Here is a 26,757-nt window from a genome sequence, read left to right on the forward strand (position 1 = left end):
AATTACACCACTTAATGAACATTTGACTTCATAATTGATAACCATTATCATTTGATTTGCTTGCGTGATAATTGAGAATCATTTTCATTTGAAGGGACCATTCTTCAATCTCTACACTCATCCTATATCCGCAAGCCTGCTTTTATCAGCATATGAGAGTCAATTTGAGGAAGGGGATATTTTACACATGTCCAAACGCCCTAAAGGAATGGGTACTGAGGATTCTCTTTTCAGAGAAAGCCGTCCTTTTTTTATACCTGGGACGGAGCAACTGGATATCACAGCACACCCTTACAGACTTTTTATATTTAAACCGAATACAAATCCTCCAGCGGCTGGTTTTCCAGTCATGTACGTGCTTGATGGAAATTCACTTTTTGGCACAATGGTCGAAGCACTTCGTTTACAGTCAAGAAGGCCTGAAAAAACAGGTGTCGTACCTGCCATCATTGTTGGAATTGGCTATCAGACAGAAGCTCCCTATCATCCGCTCAGGCATTATGATCTCACTCTTACCGGCCCTGACGCTTCCATTGGTGGCAAAAGAAAGGACTTCTCCAACCATACATATGGCGGGGCCTCTGCGTTCTTTTCTTTTTTAGAAAAGCTTGTAAAGCCTTATATCGAGCAGCGCTTTCCGATCAACCAGAGTCGTCAAACACTGTTTGGACACTCTCTTGGCGGTCTTTTTGTATTACACACACTATTTGAGCACCCTGATGCTTATCAGACATATATTGCGGGCAGTCCTTCTATCCATTGGAACAAAGAATTATTTCTAGAAAAAGAACACCAATTCACCAGCCATATACGTCAGATGTCTATGAATGTCAGGCTGCTTGTAGGTGTAGGTGAGTTAGAAAAACATCATCCATGTCAAATGAATGATCATGCACATGGACTAGCAAATCGTATGCTGCCTTTAACCGCATATGGTTTGCATACGTCCTATCACGAATTCCCTGAAGAAGGACATACGTCCGTTTTACCGGTGCTGATGAATTACGCTTTTCGTTTTGCATTCTATCATGATGATCCTTTCACAACCACAGACATGAAGGAAAGGCAGTGAACACATGAAATACAATGGTCTATCTCAAAAAATTGCCTTGATCACAGGCGCAGGACAAGGTATTGGACAAGCAGTCGCAAAAAGACTAGCCGAAGAAGGTGCGATTATTGCAGCAGTTGACGCAAATGAAGAGCAGCTGCAAAGCACCGTCCAGCAAATGAAGGATGAAGGCATACGTGCCTTTGCCTATCCAGGTGACATCACCGATCAAGCTTCTGTTCAGCATATTGTCGATCAAATTGAAAAGCAGCTTGGCTCTATTTATTTACTGGTCAATGTAGCAGGCATTCTTCGAATCAGTTCTATTGACCAGCTTAGTGCAGATGACTGGCAACAAACTTTCGCAGTCAACACACATGGTGTCTTTTACGTATCTCAAGCTGTCTCCAAATACATGATGAAAAGATCAGAAGGGGTCATTGTGACTGTCAGCTCTAACGCTGGTGCCATTCCTAGAATGAATATGGCTGCCTATGCCGCTTCAAAAGCAGCAGCTACTTCCTTTACAAAAACACTTGGTTTAGAGCTGGCTGCCTATGGCATTAGATGCAACGTCGTCTCTCCCGGCTCTACCGCAACACCCATGCAATGGGCTTTATGGTCTGATGAACAAGGAGAAAATCAGGTAATTAAAGGCTCATTAGAGACGTATAAAACCGGTATTCCTTTACAAAAAATCGCTGATCCTCAAAACATTGCTGATGCAGTCATTTTCTTTGCATCTGAGCAATCCAGTCATATTACGATGCAGAACCTCACGATTGATGGCGGCGCAACACTCGGAATCTAGCATTTCATTTAAAAGGAGGCCTTTTCATGAAACATTCATTATTGTCGTCAGAAGAAAAAATACAGTTGCTGCAAGACTATCAGCCAGGCGCTTTTTTTCTTGCTTCACCTAAACGCACGATACTTGCCGAAGGGATTTTCCAGCATATTGAAACCAATCAGCTAAATGAACTATCCACAAGGGTAGCGCATGTATTTGACGATGCCAAACAAGCTGGTATCCAAACACCGATTGTGGCTGGTGCTGTCCCATTTGATCCGGCGCAGCCCGTTCGTTTAAATGTACCAGTCCATGTACAGTTTAGTGATCCACTCGAATTTCAACAAGGTGATGAGGAGTCAGAAGCGGCATCGCCATCCTATGAGGTGACACCTGTCCCCGCTCCAGAGGTCTACATGAATGGTGTGAACGAAGGATTAGCTAAAATTGAGAACGGAGAGCTTAGCAAAATCGTACTCTCTCGATCTCTCCATCTCAAAGCAAATCGAGATATTCATACGAAAACAATACTCGAACGACTGGCTCGTCATAATACAACTGGCTATACGTTTGCTGCAAATGTAGCTGACCCGGCATCTTCCCAAAAGCGCACACTTCTTGGGGCAAGCCCTGAACTGCTTCTTTCAAAAACTGGTTCATCTGTGATTTCCAATCCACTCGCTGGTTCTCGGCCGCGCAGTTCAGATCCAGTAGAAGACCAGCGCCGCCGAGATGAACTCCTCACCTCAGCGAAGGATTTACACGAGCACGCAGTGGTTGTTGAAGCTGTCACTAAAGCGCTTACTCCATACTGTCATACACTAGATGTGCCTGCATCACCATCCGTCATTCAAACAGAAACGATGTGGCATTTATCTACTGTGGTCAAAGGTGACTTAATAGATTCCAGTGTGTCCTCAATTGATTTGGCACTTAGCCTTCATCCAACACCCGCAGTATGCGGCACACCTACAGCAGATGCACGTGAAGCCATTCAAGCGATTGAACCCTTCGATCGAGGATTTTTCACAGGAATGATCGGTTGGGCAGATACAAATGGTGATGGGGATTGGATTGTCACCATTCGTTGTGCAGAAGCTGAGGGTCACTCTCTCCGTCTCTTTGCTGGTGCAGGAGTGGTCAAAGGATCAAAAGCAGAAGAAGAGCTAGCTGAAACATCTGCAAAATTCAACACGATGCTTCACGCGATGGGCATCCATCAGTGATAAAAATAAATAGGAGATGACAAAAACATGTTTGTTCAACCACCTACATGGCCAGAAGAATTTGCAAAACGCTACCGTGAAAACGGCTGTTGGCGTGGGGAAACCTTTGGCGGTATGCTTCGTGAACGCGCCGCATCGTTAGGAAATAAAACAGCCATTACATACGCTGATACGCACATAAGCTACCAAGAACTTGACGAAAGCGTCAGCAGTCTTGCTGCCGGTTTTCATCAGCTTGGAATTCAGAAAGGAAGTCGAGTTGTCGTGCAGCTTCCTAACATTCCTGCTTTTTTTGAAGTCATTTTCGCTTTATTTCGAATCGGTGCTTTACCCGTCTTCTCTCTGCCATCTCATAGAAGCAGCGAAATCACTTATTTTATTGAGTTTGCCGAAGCAGATGCATATGTCATACCAGATATTGATGGCGGTTTTGATTATCGATCACTCGCACGTCAAGTGAAAGAAAAGCTTCCCTCATTACCTCATGTCATTGTTGCAGGGGAAGCTGAGGAATTCCTTGGCTTAGATGAACTTCGCAAGGACCCAGCACTTGATCCTCAAATTCATGTAGAGGCAAGCGATATTGCATTTCTTCAGTTATCTGGAGGCAGCACAGGCCTTTCAAAGCTCATTCCTCGTACACATGATGACTATATTTATAGTCTTTGGAAAAGCAATGAGGTGTGCGAGCTCACACAAGAAAGTGTGTATCTAGCCACACTTCCAGTCGCGCACAACTACCCATTAAGCTCGCCTGGAGTCCTTGGAACGTTATACGCAGGCGGAAGAGTCGTTCTTGCACCTGGATCAAGCCCTGATGTCGTCTTTCCACTCATTGAAAAAGAACGGGCGACCATTACCGCTGTCGTTCCACCAATCGCATTGATTTGGCTAGAGGCCGCTCCTCATCGATCAGATGACTTATCGAGTCTTGAAGTCTTACAAGTCGGTGGTGCTAAATTCAGTGCTGAGGCAGCAAAACGAGTGATGCCTGCCCTTGGATGTAAGTTACAGCAAGTTTTTGGCATGGCAGAAGGTCTGGTCAACTATACCAGATTAGATGATCCTGAACATATCATAATTCATACACAAGGACGCCCGATGTCTGAATATGATGAGGTACTAGTGGTTGATGATGAGGACAAGCCCGTCCCGCATGAAGTGGCTGGACATCTTTTAACAAGAGGACCTTATACGATTCGCGGCTACTATAAAGCCGATGAACAAAATAAAAAAGCATTTACACCCGATGGCTTTTACAGAACTGGTGACATCGTGCGATTAACCAAAGAAGGAAATGTTGTTGTAGAAGGAAGAGACAAGGATCAAATCAATCGTGGCGGTGAAAAGGTTGCCGCTGAAGAAGTTGAAAATCATTTACTTGCGCATGCTGACATTCATGATGCCGCCATGGTATCCATGCCGGATCCATTTCTTGGCGAACGCTCATGTGCCTTTGTTATCGCGAAAGGAAACAACAAACCAGCACCGCACGTCTTAAAATCATTTCTAAGAGAACGCGGGCTCGCAGCCTATAAAATTCCTGACCGCATTGAATGGATCGATGCGTTCCCACAAACAGGTGTAGGCAAAGTCAGTAAAAAAGCATTAAGAGAATTAGCTGCAACCCATACTGCCAACGTATAAAAAATGAGGAGTGAAAACCATGGCAATCCCTACTATTCCTGCATATCCAATGCCAAGCACACAAGATTTACCCGAAAATAAAGTGAACTGGATACCTGATCCGAAACGTGCTGTTCTGCTGATACATGACATGCAGCAATATTTTTTAAATGCATTTCAACAAGATACATCACCGATCACAGAGTTAGTTCAGCATATTGAACAATTACGTAATACATGCAATGAACTTGGCATTCCAGTCGTCTACACAGCTCAGCCTGGTGACCAAGACCCGAAGGATCGTGCCTTATTAACAGATTTTTGGGGACCTGGACTTGGTGATGATGAAGCATTGACAAAAATCATTGATCAGCTTGCTCCATCTGAAGCAGATACAATGCTGACAAAATGGCGTTATAGCGCATTCAAGAAATCTAATTTTTTGGATATTCTTCAAGAAGGCGGGCGTGATCAACTGATCATTACTGGCGTATATGCACATATTGGCTGTATGCTGACAGCCGCAGAAGCATTCATGCTCGATATTGAAACCTTTTTTGTCGCCGATGCCGTCGCTGACTTTTCATTGAAACATCACAAAATGGCGATGACCTATGCAGCTGAACGCTGTGCAGTCTCCACAACGACAAACCAAATCATCAGTCATTTAACAGGACAAGAAGCAAACAGTGATGATTTATCCTTTGAGGCCATCGTTCACCAAGTAGCTGAGTATCTCCAAATCGAGCCAAATGAAATACCACTTGATGAGAATCTCGTCTACCTTGGGCTTGATTCTATTAGAATGATGAGCCTAGCGGAAAAGTGGAGGCAGCAAGGAGAGACAGTCAATTTCGTTGAGCTTGCAGCAAATCCAACGCTCGCTCATTGGCGGACTCTTCTTTTCCCAGAAAAGCAGCCATCTATCCCAAATATCGATTACTTGTAAAGGAGGTATACCCTTGTCGATCCAGTCAGTCGATTCATTCCCACTAACCGGTGCCCAATCAGGTATTTGGTACGCGCAGCAGCTTGATCCAGCTAATCCTATTTTCAATACAGCAGAGTATATAGATATTAAAGGTCCTATTGATCCCATACATTTTGAAGCCGCCATTAGAAAGACTGTCTTAGAAGCAGATTCCTTGTATATGCGCTTCGTTGAGGATACTGACGGTCCAAAGCAATGGTTCTCTTCTAAGAAAGAAATTCCATTCCAATTGATTCATTTACAAAATGAAAAACAGCCGCTTGATGCGGCTAAAGCATGGATGAAGGCAGATCTTTCAACACCAGTCTCTTTAGAGAAAGATGTATTATTCCGTGAAGTACTTTTTCAGCTTGCTGACGACCGATTTATCTGGTATCAGCGCATTCATCACATTGCCATTGATGGATTCGCCTTTTCGCTCATTGCACGTCGTGTTGCTGAGGTCTATTCAGCCTTATCGCAAGGGACACCTGTGCCTCCTCAAGCATTTGGATCCTTACATGACGTAGTCCAAGAGGAGCTCACCTATCAACAGTCCAATCGATATGAAGCTGATCAAGCGTTTTGGAAAAATCGCTTCACTGATCAACCGGAAATTGTCAGCCTTGCTGAGCTTGCCCCAAGAACGTCGGATCATTTTATTAGAAAAACGGCTGGCTTCGATGCCGAAAAGGTAAGCAAAATGAAAAGAAATGCTCAAGCCTTCGGTGGTACGTGGCATGAAATGATCCTTGCAGCATCCGCATTATATATGCATCGTATGACTGGTGCACATGATATTGTTTTAGGACTTCCTGTGATGATGCGCCTTGGATCGTGCGCCTTACAAACACCCGGAATGGTCATGAACCTGGTACCATTTCGTTTAACATGCAAACCAGAAATGACACTCTCAGCTCTTGTTCGCCAAGTATCTGAGGAACTAAAAGCCATTCGCCCTCATCAAAGATATCGTCACGAGGACATGCGGAGAGACTTTAAACTCATCGGAAGAAATCAGCGATTATTTGGCCCACAGATCAATATCATGCCATTTGATTATGATTTCATGTTCGATCAGAGCATTGGTCAAGCACATAACCTTTCAGCAGGACCCGTGGATGATATATCGATTAACATATACGACCGCGCGGATGGGAACGGATTTCAAATCGACTTTGATGCAAACCCTGCCGTTTACAAAGAGCAAGCAGTTGACGCTCATCAGCAGCGTTTTCTGCAATTGCTGGAGGAAATAACCGGACTAGAGCAAGATCAGACAATCAGTCAATTCAACCTTCTTTTGTCTGAAGAAAAAGAGAACATCCTCAAGCACTGGAATGATACAAAACGAGAATTACCACAGCAATCTTTACGGGAACTATTTGAAAAACAAGTGAGCAAAACACCACAAGCAAAAGCATTACAGTTTGAAGGAATTACTTTGACCTATGAAGAGTTGAATCAGCGGGCTAATCAATTAGCTCATTATTTGAAAAAACATGGCATTGGACCAGAACAATTTGTCGCCATTGCCCTGCCTCGATCCATCGATATGGTCGTAAGTCTATTAGCCGTCGTCAAAACGGGAGCTGCATATCTGCCATTAGACCCTGATTACCCTAACGATCGAGTCGCCTATATGCTAGAAGATGCCAAACCGGCGTGCTTGCTCACAGTCAAAGAGACAGCAGACGGTTTGGACCATCCGCACATCGTTCAACTGGATGATTCAACTGTTCATCAGGAGATAGCAGAAAGTCCGCATCTCAATCCGACTTGGAGCGATGGCTCTCCACATCACCCCGCCTACATCCTGTACACATCAGGATCGACAGGCAAACCAAAGGGTGTTGTTGTAACAAAACGAAATGTAATCAACTTTATATTGTCCATGCAAGATTCATTTTTATTAGATCAAGAAGACCAGCTTTTAGCGGTAACGACCATTGCCTTTGATATTTCCGGGCTGGAAATGTTCCTCCCGCTTTTACATGGGGCTGCTATTTTATTGGCAAAAAAAGAAACCATACAAGAACCAGCAAAACTTTCAGACATGATTCGTTCTCATCATGTCACCATCATGCAGGCAACGCCAACGTTGTGGCATGCGTTGGCAGATGAGTACCCTGACGTGATAACAGGTATGCGTGTTCTTGTTGGAGGAGAAGCACTCCCTGCTTCCCTTTTGCACACATTGCAATCTCTTCAATGCGACATTACTAATTTGTACGGACCTACAGAAACGACGATCTGGTCTACGATGGAAAATGTCACAGCACACCGGGAGAATAGCGGGCCGGCAATCGGTAAACCCATTTGGAATACGAGCATTTACATTTTAGATGAAGGACTAAACCCAGTCCCAGCAGGATCAATTGGTGAACTTTATATTTCAGGTGAAGGAGTATCCAGAGGATATCTTGGACGATATGATTTAACGGCTGAACGTTTTGTCGCTGATCCATTCAGCACAAAAGGCACGAGAATGTATCGTACCGGTGATTTAGCCAGATGGCGTGAAGATGGTTCGATTGATTATATCAGCCGTGCCGATCATCAAATTAAAATACGCGGCTTCCGTATTGAACTAGGTGAAATCGAAACCGTAATGATGCAGCATCAAGCCATAAAGCATACATCTGTTATCGTTCGTGAGGATCAACCTGGGCAGCAGCTTCTTTGTGCGTATGTTGTGCTGACAGATGGCTCTTCTCTGCACCCTTCAGAGCTCAGGCAGTTTGCGGCTTCATTACTTCCTGATTACATGGTGCCCTCTGCTGTTGTCGTGTTGCCAGAACTTCCACTTACACCAAACGGCAAAATCGATCGCAAAGCATTACCAGCACCAAATATGTCTTTAGTCAGTTCTGAGCGGACACCTAGAACACCACAAGAAGACATGTTATGTAGTTTATTTGCAGAAACCCTTGGCCTATCTCAAATTGGCATAGATGATAGTTTCTTTGACTTAGGAGGACATTCCTTACTCGCCGCTCGCCTGCTTAGACGTATACGCGATACACTTGGCGCAGACCTAAGCATGAGTACCATTTTTGAATCGCCTCGGGTTGCTGAGCTTGCGCAGCACATTGACAAAGCGAAGGACATTCGGCCGCCGCTTCAGGTAGAAGACAAGCCAGATGAGATTCCGTTATCCTTTGCCCAAAAACGGCTCTGGTTCCTTCATTGCCTTGAAGGGCCAAGTCCAACTTACAATATTCCACTTGTCATTCAGCTGACAGGTACACTAGATCAAACAGCTCTCATTGGTGCTTTGGCAGATATCACTGAAAAACACGAAACCCTTAGAACCATTTTTCCAAATAAGAATGGCATGCCAAGACAGGTCATTTTACACCCGAAAAGTGTTCAGCCTGAACTCCATGTCACAGCTTCAAGCGATCAACAAATTGAGAATCAGTTAAACGAAGCCATTCGCTATAGCTTTCAGATTGAAGAAGAACCTGCACTTCGAGCTGAATTATTCACGCTTGATGCAAACCGATCCGTACTGCTTCTATTGCTGCATCACATCGCTGGTGACGGCTGGTCACTTGCACCATTGACACGAGACTTAGCTGCTGCTTACGAAGCCCGTATACAAGGAAAATCCATCTCCTTGCCAGCAGAACCTGTTCAATATGCTGACTATGCTATTTGGCAGCAGAAGCTGTTGGGCAGTGAAGAAGAGACGGATAGTCTATTTGCCAAGCAGCTCAGCTATTGGAAAGGTGCCTTACATGACCTGCCCGAAGAACTTGAGCTTCCCTATGACTTCCCGCGTCCACAGGAAGGAAGCTTCAACGGTGCGACGATAGACTTTACGATTGAACCCGCTTTACATCAGAACCTTCTTGAGCTTGCAAAGCAGCATCAGGTGAGTTTGTTCATGGTGCTTCAAGCATCACTTGCAGCATTACTGACACGCCTTGGAGCGGGGACAGATATCCCAATCGGCAGTCCGATTGCTGGACGGAATGACGATGCACTTGACGACATTGTAGGCTTGTTTGTGAACACACTAGTATTACGTACAAATACAGCTGGTAATCCAACCTTTAGTGAGCTATTGAAGCGAGTGCGAGACGTTGACCTAGCAGCCTATGAGCATCAGGATCTGCCATTTGAACGGCTAGTCGAAATCCTAAACCCAACCCGGTCCAGATCAAGAAATCCATTGTTCCAGGTCATGCTAGCCTTCCAAAATACACCGAAGGCAGAAATGAAGCTGACACAACTTGACTCAGATCTTTACGTGAAACCAGTAGGGTCAGCTAAATTTGATCTGACCATCGAATTAACAGAACAAAGAACGGAAACTGGGTCAGCAGCAGGTTTAACAGGATTGTTTGAATTCAGTACAGATGTATTTAAACAAAGCACCATTCGAGCAATTGCTGACAGAATGAAGCGATTTTTAACTGAAGTGACTGAGCGCCCACACGTGCCGATTGGTCAAGTGAACATTTTATCAGATAAAGAGCGGCAAACATTTCTCCCTGACAAAAAGACAATTGCTCAGTTAGACCAAGCACATAGTCTCCCGGCCTTATTTGAAAAAACGGCGCAGCAATACCCTGATCGAGTGGCTGTAACGTATGGCAATAGGCAGCTGACCTATGGTGAGTTAAACAACAAAGCCAATCGTCTTGCTCATTTATTAATAGAAAGAGGCGTTGGACCAGAACAGTTCGTTGCACTTGCCCTGCCTAGATCAATCGATATGCTCGTAAGCTTATTAGCCGTTCATAAAGCAGGCGCAGCCTATGTTCCGCTTGATCCAGATTACCCAGCAGACAGACTGGCATACATGATACAAGATGCCAAACCCGTTTGCAGCATCACAACAAAAGCAGATGCAGTGCATCTTCCAGCTGATTGCGATTTGATTTTGTTAGACGAAAAAGAAACGAGCGATCAATTGCTGACAATGCCAAATCACAATCCGGCTGATATAGACAGAATTGAACCGCTATCTTCTCTGCATCCGGCCTATATTATTTATACATCCGGTTCTACAGGGAAACCAAAAGGAGTGGTCATCCCACACCAAAATGTCATCCGTCTTCTGACATCTACTGAACATTGGTTCCAATTTGATGAAGAAGATGTTTGGACAATGTTCCATTCATATGCCTTTGACTTTTCAGTATGGGAAATTTGGGGACCACTTTTATATGGCGGCCGGCTTGTCATTGTACCTCATACCATCTCTCGCTCTCCAGAAGAGATGCTGCAGCTTCTAGTCGAGGAGGGTGTAACTGTACTTAATCAAACACCTTCTGCCTTCTATCAGCTCATGCAGATAGACAAGGAACAACAAACACTAGGCCAAGCATTATCACTCCGCTATGTCATCTTTGGCGGTGAAGCATTAGAGCTTAGCAGATTAGAAGATTGGTACAGCCGTCACTCAGACAGTAAACCAAAGCTCATTAACATGTACGGCATTACAGAAACCACCGTACACGTTACTTACAATGAACTCAATCGAGATATGATCACAAAGAACTCCAGCAGTTTAATAGGCGAATCGATTCCTGATTTACATGTGTACGTACTAGATGAATACCTGCAGCCTGTTCCCCCTGGGACGACAGGTGAAATGTATGTAGCTGGTGCTGGCCTTGCAAGAGGTTATCTAGGCAGACCTGACCTGACATCAGATCGATTCCCTGCCGATCCTTATGGCGCACCTGGCACAAGGATGTATCGCACAGGCGACCTTGCGCGCTGGACAGAAGAAGGGGCTCTTGATTACATTGGCAGAGCTGATCATCAAATTAAAATACGCGGCTTCCGCATTGAACTTGGAGAAATCGAAGCCGTTCTGGCACGCCACGATGCAGTTGCTCAAGTGGCCGTCATGATGCGAGAGGATCAGCCTGGCGACAAACGCCTAGTCGCCTATATCGTCCCAACTGAAGAAAACCGTTTCGATACAGAGACCTTTCGTCATTTTGCAGCAGTCAGTCTTCCTGATTACATGGTGCCCGCGGCATATGTACAGATTGACGCCATGCCGCTTACAGCAAACGGGAAGCTTGATCAAAAATCACTGCCAGCCCCTCAATTGCATTTACAGCAAACGGATGGCCGCGGCCCAAGAAACCCGAAAGAGGAAATCCTATGTCATCTCTTTGAAGAGGTACTTGATTTGCCTAAAATCAGCATAGACGATCCCTTTTTTGACATTGGCGGGCATTCCTTACTTGCGGTTCGTTTAATCAGCCGCATTCGTGATGCACTTGGTGTCAAACTAAGCATTGGAACATTGTTTGAAGCACCAAATGTGGCAAGTTTGGCAGAGAAACTAGAAACAGGAAGCGATGAAAACGCACTAGACATCTTGCTCCCGCTGCGAACAAATGGAGAAAGATATCCTCTTTTCTGTGTTCACCCAGCAGGTGGTCTGAGCTGGTGCTATGCAGGTCTCTTGAATACATTAGAGAAAGACATCCCTATTTATGGATTACAGGCACGAGGAATCGCAAGAAAAGATGACTACCCTCACACACTAGATGATATGGCTGCGGATTACATCAAGCACATCCAAACGATTCAGCCAAAAGGCCCTTATCATCTTCTTGGCTGGTCATTAGGTGGAAACGTTGTACAGGCAATGGCTACACAGCTCCAGCAGCAAGGTGAAGAAATCGCACTCGTTGCGATGCTGGATGCCTATCCAAACCATTTCTTACCGATTAAAGCAGCACCTGATGAAGAAGAAGCACTAATTGCTCTTCTTGCGCTCGGCGGTTATGATCCAGATACCTTAACAGGTGAACCGCTCACGATGAAAAGTGCCGTCGACATTTTGAAAAAAGATGGCAGTGCACTAGCAAGCTTAAGTGAAGATGCCATTAGAAATCTAAAAGAAACCTATGTGAATTCAGTTCGATTGCTCGGAGAATATCAGCCAAAAACTTATCAGGGGGACATATTATTCTTTAGATCTACCATTATCCCAGATTGGTTTACACCAATTGATCCCGAAGCATGGGCACCTTATATCAACGGAACAATTGAACAGCACGACATTCATTGCCGGCACAAAGACATGTGCCAGCCTAAACCCCTAGCAGAAATTGGTGTCATCTTAGACAACGCACTGCATCGGGTCAAACAAAAGCACTAAGAATAAAGGAGAGATGACAAATGACAAATCCCTTTGATCGTGAAGACGGTGTATTTCTTGTGCTGGTCAATGAACAAGGACAGCATTCACTTTGGCCATCATTTGCACCAGTGCCAGATGGATGGGAAAAGGTCTTTGGTGAAGACACTAGAAATGCCTGCATCGATTATATCCAGACACACTGGCAGGACTTGCAGCCATTAAGTTTAACAAAAGAACCAGCGCTAGCGCATGGAAAAACGGAATAAATCATCGCACCCTGATCTCCATCAGGGTGCTTTTTTGACAGAATAAACATCACCATCTTTCTGCTCTTTCTGCTACAATTTAATTGAGAATACTTATCAATCAATAAGAGATCAGGTGGTTTTATGGGAAACAACAATCAATTACGTACATTGGCAAATGCCGAACAATTCATCTATCGATTAACATATACTGAAAAAATAAATAATGCAGAGCTTCCACATACGGAGCAGCAGCTATCAGATACATTCTGCCTCCTCTTCAGCATAAGCGGCAGCGGTTTACTCACATTGAACGATCAAAAATGGCGATTGAAACATCTGACACTCTATACGATCATGCCTGGGGAAACATTTATGTTGAAAACAGAGACTTATCAAAAACACGAGCTCTATCTGTTTCGCTTTCAGCTCTACACGCTGCAAGATCAAAACATAGGAGAAGTATCAACGGAACATGCCCGTTCTTTACTGAATAAATGGCAATTTATCGATATTAGTTCGATTGAACAAATTCATTCTTTACTGTCCGATATGACAGAGGAATGGCAAAGACCTGAACCCATTAGCTTTTTTAGAAGCCAAACTCTTTTTCAGCAGCTCATTATGCAGCTTTTCACACTGCATAAAGAAGATATTTGTGACACGGCACATGCCCTTTTCAAAACAAAACAATATATCGATCAACATTCCGAAGAACCTCTCAGCCTGACAAGTCTATCTCATATGGCTGGCATCAGCTCTAATCATTACAGTGAGCTATTTAAAAAGCATTTTGATGTGAGTGTGACTGATTATATCACCAAGAAAAGGATGGCTAGAGCGAAACAATTAATGGCAAAAGGCAGCGCAAAGCTCAAAGACATTGCACTTGAAATCGGCTATCAAGATCCGTATTACTTCAGCCGCATCTTTAAGAAAAAAACGGGCATGACCCCTTCTACTTATATGAAAAGCCGGCAGCGGAAAATTGCAGCCTATGGCCATTCCATACTCGGCCAGCTCACACCCATTCATATCATCCCATATGCTGCCCCTCTTCACCCTAAATGGACAGCACATGATTTTGAGCATTATGCAGAAGAAATTCCGATTCACCTGAGTGCACATCGGATCAACGAGCACGCTGAAGCCAATTTACAGCTATTAAAGGAAACAAAACCTGAGCTGATCATTGTCAATGATCATGTGACAGAGGAAGAAAAACAAGTGTTAAAAACCATCTGTCCTGTTCACTTTGTTCCATTCACACAATTGGATTGGCGCACTCAATTCAGACAAACAGCTATGTTCCTAAACGAAGCGAAGGAAGCAGAAGAATGGCTGATTCATTACGAGGAACTCGTCATTCAAGCGAAAAAGGCATGCCTTTTTGATCATCCACCAAAAACCGTCCTGCCTCTTCGTATCTTTCAAGATCAGCTCTATTTGTCTGTGAATCGCACCATGTCAGAAGTGATTTTTCAAGACATTGGTCTTCAGCCAGCTTTTCAGAATGACGGCCAGCTAATAGAAAAAGAAATCAGCATTCGCTCTATACAACAGCTAGATCCAGATACCATCTTCCTTTTCCTGCATAAGGAGCCAAAAACCATTGCTTTTTATCAAAAATTAAAGCAGCAGGAGGCTTGGCAAAATCTCAAAGCTGTTACGCAGCAAGCAGTCTATCCACTTACGTCTGACCCTTGGCGTGAATACACAGCAGCCAGTCATCAACGAGTCATTCAGGACCTTTTATCTTTTTTTCCGTAAAAAGTCCATCATTTGACAGATCATTGTCTATGGATAAAAGGACGAAAGACTACTACAATCTTTAATTGAGAACAATTATCAGTTAAAGGAGAAAACAAATGAAAAAATGGTTCGCATTGCTTATCCTTTGTATCATGACGATCATCGCAGCAGCCTGTGGTGCTGCAGAAAATAAACCTGCTTCAAACACAACCAAAGGCAAGTCAGCTGAAGCAGCTGAAACAAACATCAAATACTTAGAACAAACGTACAAACTCAAAACACCAGTGAAACGAATTGTCATTGCTGGAAGCCTAGAATCAATGGAAGATGCAAAATTACTTGGTATCGAGCCTATTGGTGCTTCTACTGTAGGCGGCACTTTCCCTGAATTATTTAAAGACATCACAGCAAAAACAGAAGGCATCGGGGAAAAAACAGAACCGAACCTAGAAAAAATCTTAAAACTAAAGCCAGATGTGATACTTGGATCAACCAAGTTCCCGCCTGCAACAATTAAAAAACTAGATAAAGTCCAAACGACGATCCCAGTATCACATGTCTCTTCCGACTGGGAAAGCAATCTTTTATTACTCGGTGAACTGACTGGAAAAAGTAAAGAAGCCAAAACCATCATCTCTGATTATCAAAAAGATCTTAAACAAGCGAAAGAAACCCTGAAAGACAAAAGCAGCAACAAAACAGCTGTCATTTTACGCATTAGACAGGGCGACCTGTACGTATACCCGGAAGACGTATACTTCAACTCTACTTTATATGGAGACTTAGGTTTTACAGCACCAAGTGATATCAAAAAAGCCAAAGCACAAGCATTGATTTCATTGGAGCGCCTAGGAGAACTCAATCCTGACTATATTTTTGTTCAGTTCTCTAAAGAGGAAAACTCATCGAATCCGAACGCATTGAAGGACTTAGAGAAAAATAAAATTTGGACAAGCCTAAAAGCTGTGAAAAATGGGCACATCAATGAAAATGCCGTTGACCCTATGCTTCAAGGAGGAACAGCACTAAGCAAGACAACCTTCCTTGATAAGGCCGTGAAATGGTTAGATCAAAACAACTAAAAAGATGCGTGATCAGATGGTTGACAAAGGGCTAAAATGTTTAGCCCTTTGTCTTCTTTTCAACGTAGTTGAAAACCTTTAGGAGAGGATACACATGAACGGAACGTTTCTATATGACGAGCTTAACGGGCGTCAGCTTGATATTTACCTTCCGCAGGACACCTCTATTGATGTTCCAGCTGTCTTTGTACAAGATGGCTCTTCTTTGTTTAGAACACACCTGCTAGAGATCGAAAAAATGATCGAAGCCAAAACCATCTCGCCAATTATCATCGTCGGCATACACCCCTTCAATCGACTTGACGAATATACACCATGGAAGGCGTCATCACTGCGATCTGGGTTTCCTGACTTTAAAGGCGAGGCACAGACGTATGTGTCATTTTTAGCGAATGACTTGCTCCCATATATCAAAAGAGAATATCCAGTTCAAGAGACCTGTCATGAACATAGCCACGTAGGTGCTTCATTAGGTGGGCTTTTTGCTATTTATACCCTATTCATGCACCCTGATCTTTTTAAAAACATCGCATCGATCTCCGGGTCATTTTGGTATCAAGATTTTCTACCGTTTGCTAAACAACAAAACATTCAGTGTGTGGATCACTTTATTTATTTGTCTGTAGGCAGTGAAGAAGGGAAAGGGAAAACATCTGCTCAACAGCACATGCCTTTATTCAACAAACAACTACATGATCTTTTATTACAAAAAGGGATGCAAGAAAGGCAGCTGCAATATCACATCGAACAAGGGGAGGGCCATCATCTGAAACAATTTCAAAAAAATTTCTTATCGGCCCTAAAGTGGTTTTATCAAAGAGAACGCTAATTTTTTATCAGCATGGCCCAAAGCCGATATGATATATTGGAACGTATAGATTGAAAGAGGAGGGATTTGCGCATGAGACCTTTACAAATCTCAGCCGATACCGCACAAAAGCTTGCTGCATCACTCAATGTACCGTTAGAACAAATTATGCATATGCCGCAGCATATCTTATTAGCTAAATTAGCGGAGCTTGAACAGAAGAAAGATCGTTCTTCTTAAAGAAATAAAGGAGTTTACATTCATGGAACAACAACTAGAAAAATCAACATTACAACCTCGCAGTACAGGACAAACCATCCTGCTGATTGCTGGGATTTTGCTCATTGCATTTAATCTTCGGCCTGCCATTACATCCGTTGGCCCTGTGATCGGCGCGATTCGCTCCGATTTACAGCTTTCAAATGGACTGGCGGGTTTTCTTACGACATTACCACTGCTTTCATTCGCATTACTTTCTCCAATTGCCCCTAAAATCGGAAAACGACTTGGCAATGAACGAACCCTCTGGCTTGGACTTGCTGTCCTTCTCTTTGGGATTGTGATTCGCTCGTTTGGCACCATCACCTTCTTAATGATTGGCACGGCGCTGGTCGGAGTTGGAATTGCGATTTGTAATGTGCTCTTACCGGGGCTTGTGAAGCATAAATTTCCTGCACATGCAGGTTTGATGACAAGTGTATATACGACTTCAATGTCCGTTTTCGCTGCACTTGCATCAGGTGTCAGTGTTCCGCTCAGTCATACAATGCCTGGCGGCTGGAATACATCATTCCTTGTATGGGCTGGACTTGCCCTTCTCGCCATGATGGTTTGGGTGCCGCAGCTTCTTCATCAGAATACAGCGGCCGTCAAAAGCATCTCGCTCACAGAGCAGCCGATATGGCGTTCACGTGTTGCATGGCAGGTGACCTTTTTTATGGGGTTGCAGTCATTCCTTTTCTATAGCAGCATCGCATGGTTTCCTGATATCTTAACATCACATGGAATGAACCTGTCGACAGCTGGCTGGATGCTGTCCATTATGCAGTTTGTTGGGCTGCCATCCACCTTCTTAACGCCCGTTTTTGCAGAAAAATTAAAAACGCAAAGACCGCTTGTCGCCGGCCTTGTCCTTGTGTATTTACTTGGCATGATTGGACTTCTTCTCGGAGGATCAACGCCTATTCTTGTCATCTCTGTTCTATTGATCGGCATTGGACAAGGGGCCAGTATCAGTCTTGCCCTCACATTCATCGGATTACGAACAACCAATATGGAACAAGCAGCTGCCCTCTCTGGAATGGCGCAGTCTCTCGGTTATTTATTAGCTGCTGTTGGGCCGTTCATGATTGGAATCCTTTTTGATTCCACACATACATGGACACCCGCGATTATCATCTTTATTGTCATCCTATTTTTCATGTTTTTATCCGGTATGCGTGCCGGACGCAGCGTCTATATTTCAGATCCTTCATAAAAAAGAACCCGCCTCCTCGTGAGACGGGTTCTTTTCTGCTTATGCCTGCTCTGTCACATGTACCTTTAACGTTGCTTGTACCTCTGGATGAAGCTTTACCGGTACATTTGTATAACCTAACGCACGGATGGCGTCATTCAGCTCGATTTTGCGCTTATCGAGTTTAATTTGATGATCTTTTTGCAATTTATCAGCGATTTGTTTGCTTGTAATTGAGCCAAACAAACGGCCGCCTTCACCTGATTTTGCAGTGAGTTCCACTGTTAACGCCTCAAGTGTTTCTTTTAATTGTTTTGCTTGTTCAAGCTCTTGGATGGCATTCTTTTTCTCTTTGTTTTTCTGCCCTTCCAAAGCGCTTAGGTTCGTTGGAGTTGCTTCAACAGCTAACCCTTGTTTGATGAGAAAGTTGTGAGCGTATCCGTCAGCTACATTCTTGACTTCGCCTTTTTTCCCTTTGCCTTTTACGTCTTTTAGAAAGATGACTTTCATCTTTGAACCCCTCCTTCGAAATATTCGTCTATGGCAGCCTTTAACTTCCCTACCGCTTCTTCAATGGTTATACCATAAATCTGGGTAGCAGCGTTAGTCAAATGGCCGCCGCCGTCTAATGCTTCCATAATAATTTGAACGTTGATATCCCCTAATGATCTAGCACTAATGCATACCGTGTCGTCATCTCGTCTAGCGACAGCAAATGACGCTTCTACCTCACTCATTGACAACAGGGAATCCGCTGTCTGGGCAATCGTAATTTGATCATAATACTCCGACCTGTCAGATGGCAACGAAGCAATGGCCACCTGATTCTGATACAGCTCTGTATGCTGAATGAGTTTTGCTCGTTTGATGTAATGATCGACTGTTTCTTTTAAGAACTTTTGCACAAGGACAGGATCTGCTCCCTTTGCACGAAGATAGGATGCTGCATCGAACGTTCTTGACCCCGTTCTCAGAGAGAAACTCTTCGTATCAACAATGATCCCAGCCAGAAGCGCAGTCGCCTCAATCATGTTAATACGTAATTTCTTCGGCTGATACTCTAAGAGCTCTGTCACAAGCTCTGCTGTAGATGAAGCATACGGCTCCATATAAACAAGTAAAGGATCACGGATAAATTCCTCCCCGCGTCTATGATGGTCAATGACCACGACGTTTTCAATCTTATTCAGCAGTCGTTCCTCCATGACGAGAGACGGTTTATGTGTATCCACGACCACAAGCAATGTGTCATCCTTTGCAAGCTCCATTGCTTCCTCTGGTGTGATAAAACGTGACCAAAGCTCTTCATAATTCTTAATTTCACTAATTAAGCGTTGAACACTGTCGCCAATCTGGTTGGCATCAATGACAATATAACCTTCTTTTCCATTGGCCTGGGCAACCTTTAAAATCCCAATGGATGCACCGATTGAGTCCATGTCTGGGAACTTATGCCCCATGATCATGACATTACCGCTTTCAGATACAATTTCTTTTAAAGCATGAGAAATGACCCGTGCGCGTACGCGTGTCCGTTTCTCCATTGGATTCGTTTTTCCACCGTAGAATTTCACTTTTCCATTCGGCTGTTTAATGGCGACCTGATCCCCGCCTCGTCCGAGGGCAAGGTCAAGACTCGACTGCGCAAGTGCTCCAAGCTCTTTCAAGGAAGGAACGGACGCACCGATCCCGATACTCAGAGTGAGCGTCGCACTATGTGCCCCTGTTTTCTCACGGACCTCGTCTAAAATGGAGAATTTCGACGCTTCAAGCTCAGCTAAAATACTCTCATTTAGAACCGCCATAAATCGTTCAGACGAAATTCTCTTCAGGAAAATACCGTATTCTTGTGCCCAATTGTTGAGCAAAGACGTCACTTCACTATTAATCGCGCTGCGCACTTGATCATCAAGTCCCTGCGTGACATCGTCGTAGTTGTCTAAAAAGATATAAGATAACACCGTTCGTTCATTTTCGTACTGTCGTTCAATCTGTACCTGTTCCGTGACATCAAAGAAATATAAAAGGCGCTCTGACCGTTTAATAATGACTTTGAATTTCCGGTCATTCAGCGTCACATTTTCGGTCTCGACCTCTTGTTTAATAAGAGGCACAATGGACTCGAATGTATCGTACAAGGATCTGCCGACAAGTGTGCTTTCATGAAAGCATGAAGCGAGAAATGGATTGGTCCATTCGATATAATACTGATCATTAAACAGCATAATACCAATTGGCATCTCCATTAATGCTTCTTCTCCAACCTTTTTGACTCGATAGGATAATGTTGAAATATATGAATCAATCTCTTTCTGCACTTGCGTATCTGCCCACTTTAAGAAGTAGAGCACACCTGCAAGGACGAAAAGACCAACCGCTCCTATGATCCAATTGAAATAAAGGTTGAGGAGGACTGTGACCACCGCAAGAACAATTAACGCGAAGATCGGATACTTGATGACAGGTTTTCTATAGAAGCTTGGCACTGATATCAACTCCTCAACATTCAGAGTGAATTATTTGTTTTTTACTTTTTCTCTTAAATCAAAGCCTATGTCAGCAATCCCTATAATTCGCACAATCACACCGATCGGCGGAAAGAAAACCGTTAACACAACAGCGAAAATGGGTACCGCTTTTGAGATGTTTTTTTCGTGGCAATAATAGAAGAGAAAAGAAAATCCCTGAATAAGCACCAGTATAAATAAAATTTGAAACGCACTCGTTTGAACGAGCCATAAAAAGCTGCCTTTTTCCGTCTGAATCAGCATCAAAAGCAATGTGAGTAAATAATACCATACCATGCTTTTTGGCAGCCGCATATCCTTAAATTTCTTCAAGGACGGCATGTCTTTGACAAACCGTTTGATCAGAGGCTGCACGAACCAGTGATTCACGAAAGCCATCAGCGTGACCAAAATCAATAACGCTACAGGTAAAGCACTTAATGCCGTATCCTGCATCTCTTTAAACTGTTTGAGCTGTTTGGCTATGTCCTTTTCAGAAGCCCCGGATTGCTTTAAAACACTCTCTACCATCGGCATCATTTGCTCAATTGACTCTTTCGCGATACTCATGATATCGATCTGAAAAAGCTGAACACTGACAACAAAGGAGATGAGAAAACTGAACAAATAGATCAGCGCACCTGTAATGATGGCATTCCCGGGCTGCCTTCTGCTGTAGAAAACACCCATGCCTAATCCGACAGCAATCAGAATAGGTGCACTCATGAGTCCAGTTATAGACCCAATTAAAAAGCTGATCACTATGCCAATAGCGCCAGCAGCAATTCCTTTTTTCAAGCCGTGTCTGATTGTATAGAGAATGATCGGAATCGGAGCAGCTAGAAAGAAAATAATGGATAATAGCGGCACATACAAATAAAACAGCGTCATGACCGCGAAAATACTGATCATGATTGCGCCCTCTACTAACGCTTTTGTTTGTTTCACACCCTCACCTCTATCCAATCCTTTTGTCTATATCTTGCTCAATGTGTACTTCTATGTATACGTACGATGTAAGCTCCATCATGTCTTGCCCCAACCTTTATTTTACCATAGCGGTAAATCTCAAGTAAAATGCAGGCTGTCCTGAGCGTTTCACGTGGAACACCGATATGGAATGGCATATGCAAGTTTTCGAACAGCATGTTACAATTTTTTAGATTATTCTTAGCTATAAACCCTGAATTCAAGGTCAAAAGCTGTTAGAATAGAAACATCATCAATAAATGTAAGAAGGAGAATTCACATGGGAAAAACACTCGTATTCGGACACAAAAATCCTGACACAGACACGATTTGCTCTGCTATTGCTTACGCTGATCTGAAAAACAAAATCGGCGTTCAGGCAGAAGCCGTCAGACTTGGAGAAATTAATGGAGAAACACAATACGCATTAGATTTCTTTAAACAAGAAGCACCTCGTTTCATTGAAACGGCTGCAAACGAAACAAAGCAAGTCATTCTTGTCGATCATAACGAATTCCAGCAAAGTGTAAGCGATATTGATCAAGTACAAGTAACTGAGGTCATTGACCACCACCGTATTGCCAACTTTGAAACAAGTGAACCTCTTTACTATCGTGCAGAGCCTGTAGGCTGTACAGCAACGATCTTAAACAAAATGTATAAAGAAAACCAAGTGACGATTGAAAAAGAAATCGCTGGTTTGCTTTTATCTGCGATCATTTCTGATTCCTTACTATTCAAATCCCCAACATGCACACAGCAAGATATTGATGCTGCACATGAGCTTGCAAAAATCGCAGGGGTAGATCCAGAAGTTTACGGCCTAGACATGCTGAAAGCAGGCGCTGATCTAAGTCAAAAAACGGTTCAAGAATTAATTACACTTGATGCAAAAGAATTCGCACTAGGCAAAAGCAAAGTAGAAATTGCACAAGTCAATACAGTAGATATCGCTGAAGTGACAGCAAGACAGGCTGACATTGAAGCGAAAATCAATGAAGTCATTGCAGCAAAAGGTCTTGATCTATTTGTTTTAGTCATCACAGACATTTTAGAAAATGACTCCCTTGCTCTTGCACTCGGTGCAGAAGCAGCAAAAGTAGAAAAAGCATTTAACGTCACGCTTGAAAACAACACAGCTTTACTAAAAGGTGTTGTATCAAGAAAGAAACAAGTCGTACCTGCACTGACAGACGCACTTTCTTAATAAAACACGACAAGACTGCTGAATTGTTCAGCAGTCTTTTTTGTCTGTCTTCTTTTTAATGAATGTACGTATCACTAACGAGAATATCCTTTAGCACGCTTGTTGGAATCGTAAATTCAACAACACCCATGTAACCAGGAGCCACATCATATTCATTAAAGGAAATCACAAGCTTTCCTTTTGAATTGATATAGAAGTTTTGATCCGGCTTAATTTTCTTAAATGGATCTGTTTCTTCCTTGCCAATCCAGTATATTTTGTCTGAATCCTCTTTCATCTGTTTCTTCATTTGTTCTTTAATATTTTCACTAATCACATCAATATAACGATTATCTTTAAACAGGCTTGGTAATGTAATGAGGACATGGTTTTTCTTATCAACCGTATCATATGTCATTTCCTCTGCCGCAGAAGCCTGAGTCGTCACCTTGTATCGGCCTAGTGAAAGGATTTGATCATTGTTCGTTCTCACTTCATAACCGCTCTCAACACTTAAATGACCATTTTTATAACCCTTTGTTTCCTTTTCAAAATCTTGATACAGCTTTTTGTTTTCAGCTAAATATTTTTGATTCAGGCTGTCTTGTAATGTTCCGTCCCCAAGTCCTGAAACGTGTGGTGTTTTAAGATCAATATTCGTTCCTTGATCGCTCTTTTTAAATTCTGTAAACGTTACGACTTTCACCAGCTCGCCAATGACAGGCACCTCTGAAATCGCTCTTGCTGCCTGTGGACTGACATTAACCGTTGTAACAAAAAGAGCAGCAGCCGCAACAAGTCCGATGGTCCATTGCTGAAAATGAGGTTTTTTATTTTTTCTTTTTAACGTTCGTTCAACCATCGCATCATATTCCGGTGGAATAGGGATTTCTAAATATTCATCTTTTAAATGTTCCAAATACTTATCCATTTAAATTTCCTCCTGTGATAATTCTACTTTTAAAAGCCGCAGCGCCTTATATAATCTTGTTTTAATGGTGTTTTCATTTTCATCGAGAATCTGGGCGATGTCCTCTAATTTTAAATCTTCAAAGAATCTCAAAATAATGATGACTCGATACATCTCAGGCAAATCCTCTATAGCCCGTTTGACGTCTTGATCCTCGTATACATCTGATTCTCCCTGTGATAAGAATTCAAGCGTATCATCATCTGTCACCTGCACCCGCTTCTTCTTTCGTAAAAAGTCTAGGGCAGTGTTCACCACGATCTTATAAAACCAGCTATGCATCTTGCTCGCATCCTCTAATCGGTGAACAGATTTGAGTGCTTTATGAATGGCCTCCTGAACAACATCCATAGCATCTTCTGGGTTTTTGACATAACTATAGGACAACCGATAAAAACTGTGTTTATGCTCCATGACGTAATCCGCAAATTGATCATCTATTTTTCGTTTCTTCATTTTACAAAGAGCTCCTTTATCTTAAATGCGCATCTGTTATTTCTTACATTGGATAGACGCGCGCCTTTTGAAAATAGTTTGCGCTCGGTTATTTTTTTAACATGTCATCGCATTTACGTTCCTATACAAAAAGAGCGAACCAGATGGGTTCACTCTTTCCAAGCAGATAGTGTTTGATGGACAAACTGTTTTAGTGGAGAAAGCGGATGAATAATAGGAACGCCTGTCTCCCGCTCCACCTGCTTTGCCGCACGAACCATCGAAAGCTGCATCACACAAATGTCTCTCCCTTTTTGCTTCATACATTTTCTCAGCTGCTCCTTGATTTGTTCATCATAGGCTTGCATATCACCGTTTAGGCAGAGATGAAAGACATCCTCCATCACAACCATTTCTACTTCAAGCTGTTTGCCCCGCTCTGTGGCATATGATTCAAGCCGATGCATCGTCCCTTCCACTGTATCTGGGTTGGAAAACACCAGTTGAATAGGCCTTTGTTTCTCACAAATCAGCTCAAATAACGGTTCATCGATCGGAACAATCGGTTGTTTAAAGAGCTGCTGCTGATCACCCAAAGCGGCAATGTATTGTGTACACGTGAGCAGAATGAGATCGGCTTCAATTTCCTGTTTTAATCTGTTGATAGCATACGTTTGCTGCTTGTGTTGATCAAATGCAGGATCTTGTGTCGCGCGTTCTATAAATGATGAATCGACCGTGTGATGCAAATCAACATCTGTATCACCAAACGCATCTTCTATATATGACTGATTGGATGGATGGGCGTGAAGGCAGTGTAATCGAATCATCAGGCTCGCTCCTCGTGAAAGTTTTCAATCATTATATCAATCCTTGTATGAAATAGGGAGCAACATGACCATATTGTTAGGGAGATATTAAAGGAGGGATTCTAATTGAAAGAAGATCAACAGCCTAAATCATCTTCAGAGTCAGAAGAAACCTTAACGAATCGGCAAGGTCATCCCGTAACAGATAATCAAAATATGAGAACTGTCGGGAATAGAGGACCCACTACGCTTGAAAACTACGATTTCCTAGAAAAAATCAGTCATTTTGATCGTGAACGCATCCCTGAACGTGTTGTACATGCACGCGGTGCCGGAGCTCACGGTTACTTTGAAGCCTACGGCACATTCGGGGATGAGCCCATCTCCACCTATACGAGGGCAAAATTGTTTCAGGAAAAAGGGAAAAAGACGCCTGTTTTCGTTCGTTTTTCTTCTGTGATTCACGGCGGTCATTCGCCAGAAACATTACGTGATCCGAGAGGGTTTGCGATTAAATTTTATACAGAGGAAGGCAACTGGGATCTCGTAGGGAACAACCTGAAAATTTTCTTTATTCGAGATGCTTTAAAGTTCCCTGATTTGGTTCATGCCTTTAAGCCGGATCCTGTCACCAATCGTCAGGACGGCGAGCGTATTTTTGATTTTGTCTCACAATCACCTGAGGCGACGCATATGGTGACATTTCTCTTTTCACCATGGGGCATCCCAGCTACATACCGGCACATGCAAGGCTCAGGTGTCCATGCGTACAAATGGGTCAACCATGAAGGAAAAGCGGTGCTGGTTAAATATCATTTTGAACCAAAACAAGGCATTCGCAACCTGACCCAAGAACAGGCGCAAGCGATCCAGGGAGAAAATTTTAACCATGCCACACAGGATTTATATGAAGCGATTGAGCAAGGAGATTATCCTGAATGGGAGGTATATGCACAGATCATGGAAGATGATGCCCACCCTCACCTCGACTTTGACCCGCTAGACCCTACAAAGCTTTGGTACAAGGATGACTATCCATGGAAACCAATCGGACGGATGGTATTAAACAAAAATCCAGAAAACTATTTCGCAGAAGTCGAGCAGGTTGCCTTTGGGACTGGCGTACTCGTAGACGGTTTAGATTTCTCAGATGATAAATTGCTTCAAGGCCGTACCTTCTCCTACTCTGACACGCAGCGATATCGTGTAGGGCCAAACTATTTACAGCTGCCGATCAATGCACCGAAAAAGCATGTCGCCACCAATCAGAGAGACGGGCAAATGGAATACCATGTCGATCAAGGCAAAGGCCAAAATCCTCATGTGAATTATGAGCCGTCGATCCTCGGAGGATTAAAAGAAGCCAAACAGGATGGAAAGGATCATACGCCTTTTGTAGAAGGTGAAGTCAAACGAGAAGCCATTGACCGCCCAAACAACTTTGGACAAGCGGGAGAAACGTATCGCCGTTTTAATGATTGGGAGCGTGAGGAACTGATTAAGAACTTAGTCAATACTCTTGCGACATGTCAAAAGGACATTCAAGACCAAATGATTGAAAACTTTACAAAAGCAGACCCTGATTACGGAAAACGTGTCGCTGACGGCTTAAAAGCCTTTAAACAAGAGCAGCCAAGCGGACCTATCGGCTCTACAGGCGCTGCTCAAGCCGTGGACGAAGCCATCAACAACAGCACACCATCAGATCCTTATTAATGAAAAAAAGAATGCAGCGGCGAGGCTGCATTCTTT

Annotated in this window: 20 protein-coding genes; 14 read left to right on the forward strand and 6 right to left on the reverse strand. The window is 43.3% G+C overall.

The genetic code is table 11. The annotated features are described in order from the left end of the window. Positions 1-187 precede the first annotated feature (187 nt). The 12 genes from EV579_RS17235 (at position 188) to EV579_RS17290 (ending at position 18,150) form a co-directional block, all read left to right on the forward strand. The gene (locus EV579_RS17235) at positions 188-1,072 is read left to right on the forward strand and encodes an alpha/beta hydrolase (protein ID WP_133744927.1); all 885 of its coding nucleotides are present in this window, start codon (positions 188-190) and stop codon (positions 1,070-1,072) included. Positions 1,073-1,076: 4 nt separating this feature from the next. After that, complete coding sequence (locus EV579_RS17240; protein WP_133744928.1) at positions 1,077-1,862, forward strand: 2,3-dihydro-2,3-dihydroxybenzoate dehydrogenase; 786 nt, start codon at positions 1,077-1,079, stop codon at positions 1,860-1,862. A 26-nt stretch (positions 1,863-1,888) separates the two neighbouring features. Then, positions 1,889-3,067, forward strand: a complete 1,179-nt coding sequence (gene dhbC, locus EV579_RS17245) for an isochorismate synthase DhbC (protein WP_044333109.1) — start codon at positions 1,889-1,891, stop codon at positions 3,065-3,067. A gap of 27 nt (positions 3,068-3,094) precedes the next feature. Next, the gene (locus EV579_RS17250) at positions 3,095-4,714 is read left to right on the forward strand and encodes a (2,3-dihydroxybenzoyl)adenylate synthase (RefSeq protein WP_133744929.1); all 1,620 of its coding nucleotides are present in this window, start codon (positions 3,095-3,097) and stop codon (positions 4,712-4,714) included. Positions 4,715-4,733: 19 nt separating this feature from the next. Further along, positions 4,734-5,642: an isochorismatase family protein gene (locus EV579_RS17255; protein WP_133744930.1), complete on the forward strand. Its 909-nt coding sequence runs from the start codon at positions 4,734-4,736 to the stop codon at positions 5,640-5,642. A 13-nt stretch (positions 5,643-5,655) separates the two neighbouring features. Then, positions 5,656-12,804, forward strand: coding sequence for an amino acid adenylation domain-containing protein (locus tag EV579_RS17260; protein ID WP_133744931.1), 7,149 nt, complete (start codon positions 5,656-5,658; stop codon positions 12,802-12,804). A 20-nt stretch (positions 12,805-12,824) separates the two neighbouring features. Beyond that, a complete protein-coding gene (locus EV579_RS17265; protein ID WP_133744932.1) occupies positions 12,825-13,052 on the forward strand; it encodes an MbtH family protein in 228 nt (75 codons plus the stop codon). Positions 13,053-13,175: 123 nt separating this feature from the next. Further along, positions 13,176-14,801, forward strand: a complete 1,626-nt coding sequence (locus EV579_RS17270) for an AraC family transcriptional regulator (RefSeq protein WP_133744933.1) — start codon at positions 13,176-13,178, stop codon at positions 14,799-14,801. 98 nt (positions 14,802-14,899) lie between these two features. Then, positions 14,900-15,865: an iron-hydroxamate ABC transporter substrate-binding protein gene (locus EV579_RS17275; RefSeq protein ID WP_133744934.1), complete on the forward strand. Its 966-nt coding sequence runs from the start codon at positions 14,900-14,902 to the stop codon at positions 15,863-15,865. A gap of 94 nt (positions 15,866-15,959) precedes the next feature. Then, complete coding sequence (locus EV579_RS17280) at positions 15,960-16,694, forward strand: alpha/beta hydrolase (RefSeq protein WP_133744935.1); 735 nt, start codon at positions 15,960-15,962, stop codon at positions 16,692-16,694. A gap of 72 nt (positions 16,695-16,766) precedes the next feature. Further along, positions 16,767-16,913: a YycC family protein gene (locus EV579_RS17285; protein WP_064498621.1), complete on the forward strand. Its 147-nt coding sequence runs from the start codon at positions 16,767-16,769 to the stop codon at positions 16,911-16,913. 22 nt (positions 16,914-16,935) lie between these two features. Next, positions 16,936-18,150 (forward strand): CynX/NimT family MFS transporter, encoded by a 1,215-nt coding sequence (locus EV579_RS17290; protein WP_133744936.1) that lies wholly within the window; start codon positions 16,936-16,938, stop codon positions 18,148-18,150. Between the two features lie 39 nt (positions 18,151-18,189). Here the strand turns inward: EV579_RS17290 and rplI are convergent, their stop codons facing one another. Genes rplI through EV579_RS17305 form a run of 3 tightly spaced genes read right to left on the reverse strand, consistent with a single transcriptional unit; the run spans position 18,190 to position 21,584 of the window. Next, entirely contained in the window at positions 18,190-18,639 is a 450-nt protein-coding gene (gene rplI, locus EV579_RS17295) for a 50S ribosomal protein L9 (protein WP_008359128.1), read from the reverse strand. Next, the gene (locus EV579_RS17300) at positions 18,636-20,615 is read right to left on the reverse strand and encodes a DHH family phosphoesterase (protein ID WP_024427639.1); all 1,980 of its coding nucleotides are present in this window, start codon (positions 20,613-20,615) and stop codon (positions 18,636-18,638) included. The genes rplI and EV579_RS17300 overlap by 4 nt, the downstream gene beginning before the upstream one ends. Positions 20,616-20,645: 30 nt before the next feature. Then, the gene (locus EV579_RS17305; protein ID WP_073208191.1) at positions 20,646-21,584 is read right to left on the reverse strand and encodes a YybS family protein; all 939 of its coding nucleotides are present in this window, start codon (positions 21,582-21,584) and stop codon (positions 20,646-20,648) included. A gap of 301 nt (positions 21,585-21,885) precedes the next feature. Between EV579_RS17305 and EV579_RS17310 the strand changes: the two genes are divergently transcribed. Beyond that, the gene (locus EV579_RS17310; protein WP_024424048.1) at positions 21,886-22,812 is read left to right on the forward strand and encodes a manganese-dependent inorganic pyrophosphatase; all 927 of its coding nucleotides are present in this window, start codon (positions 21,886-21,888) and stop codon (positions 22,810-22,812) included. A 55-nt stretch (positions 22,813-22,867) separates the two neighbouring features. Here EV579_RS17310 and rsiV read toward each other — a convergent pair whose 3' ends face one another. From rsiV to EV579_RS17325, 3 genes are all read right to left on the reverse strand, one after another. Beyond that, the gene (rsiV, locus tag EV579_RS17315) at positions 22,868-23,722 is read right to left on the reverse strand and encodes an anti-sigma-V factor RsiV (RefSeq protein WP_125587572.1); all 855 of its coding nucleotides are present in this window, start codon (positions 23,720-23,722) and stop codon (positions 22,868-22,870) included. Next, positions 23,723-24,217 (reverse strand): RNA polymerase sigma factor, encoded by a 495-nt coding sequence (locus EV579_RS17320; protein WP_024424050.1) that lies wholly within the window; start codon positions 24,215-24,217, stop codon positions 23,723-23,725. It abuts the gene before it with no gap. 149 nt (positions 24,218-24,366) lie between these two features. Then, the gene (locus EV579_RS17325; protein WP_120208899.1) at positions 24,367-25,026 is read right to left on the reverse strand and encodes an aspartate/glutamate racemase family protein; all 660 of its coding nucleotides are present in this window, start codon (positions 25,024-25,026) and stop codon (positions 24,367-24,369) included. A 105-nt stretch (positions 25,027-25,131) separates the two neighbouring features. Here EV579_RS17325 and katX point away from each other — a divergent pair, with 105 nt between their 5' ends. After that, positions 25,132-26,721: a catalase KatX gene (katX, locus tag EV579_RS17330; protein ID WP_024424052.1), complete on the forward strand. Its 1,590-nt coding sequence runs from the start codon at positions 25,132-25,134 to the stop codon at positions 26,719-26,721. Positions 26,722-26,757: the final 36 nt, after the last annotated feature.

Source organism: Bacillus sp. BK450, assembly GCF_004364885.1.
In the GTDB taxonomy this organism is placed as follows: Bacteria; Bacillota; Bacilli; order Bacillales; family Bacillaceae; genus Bacillus; species Bacillus safensis.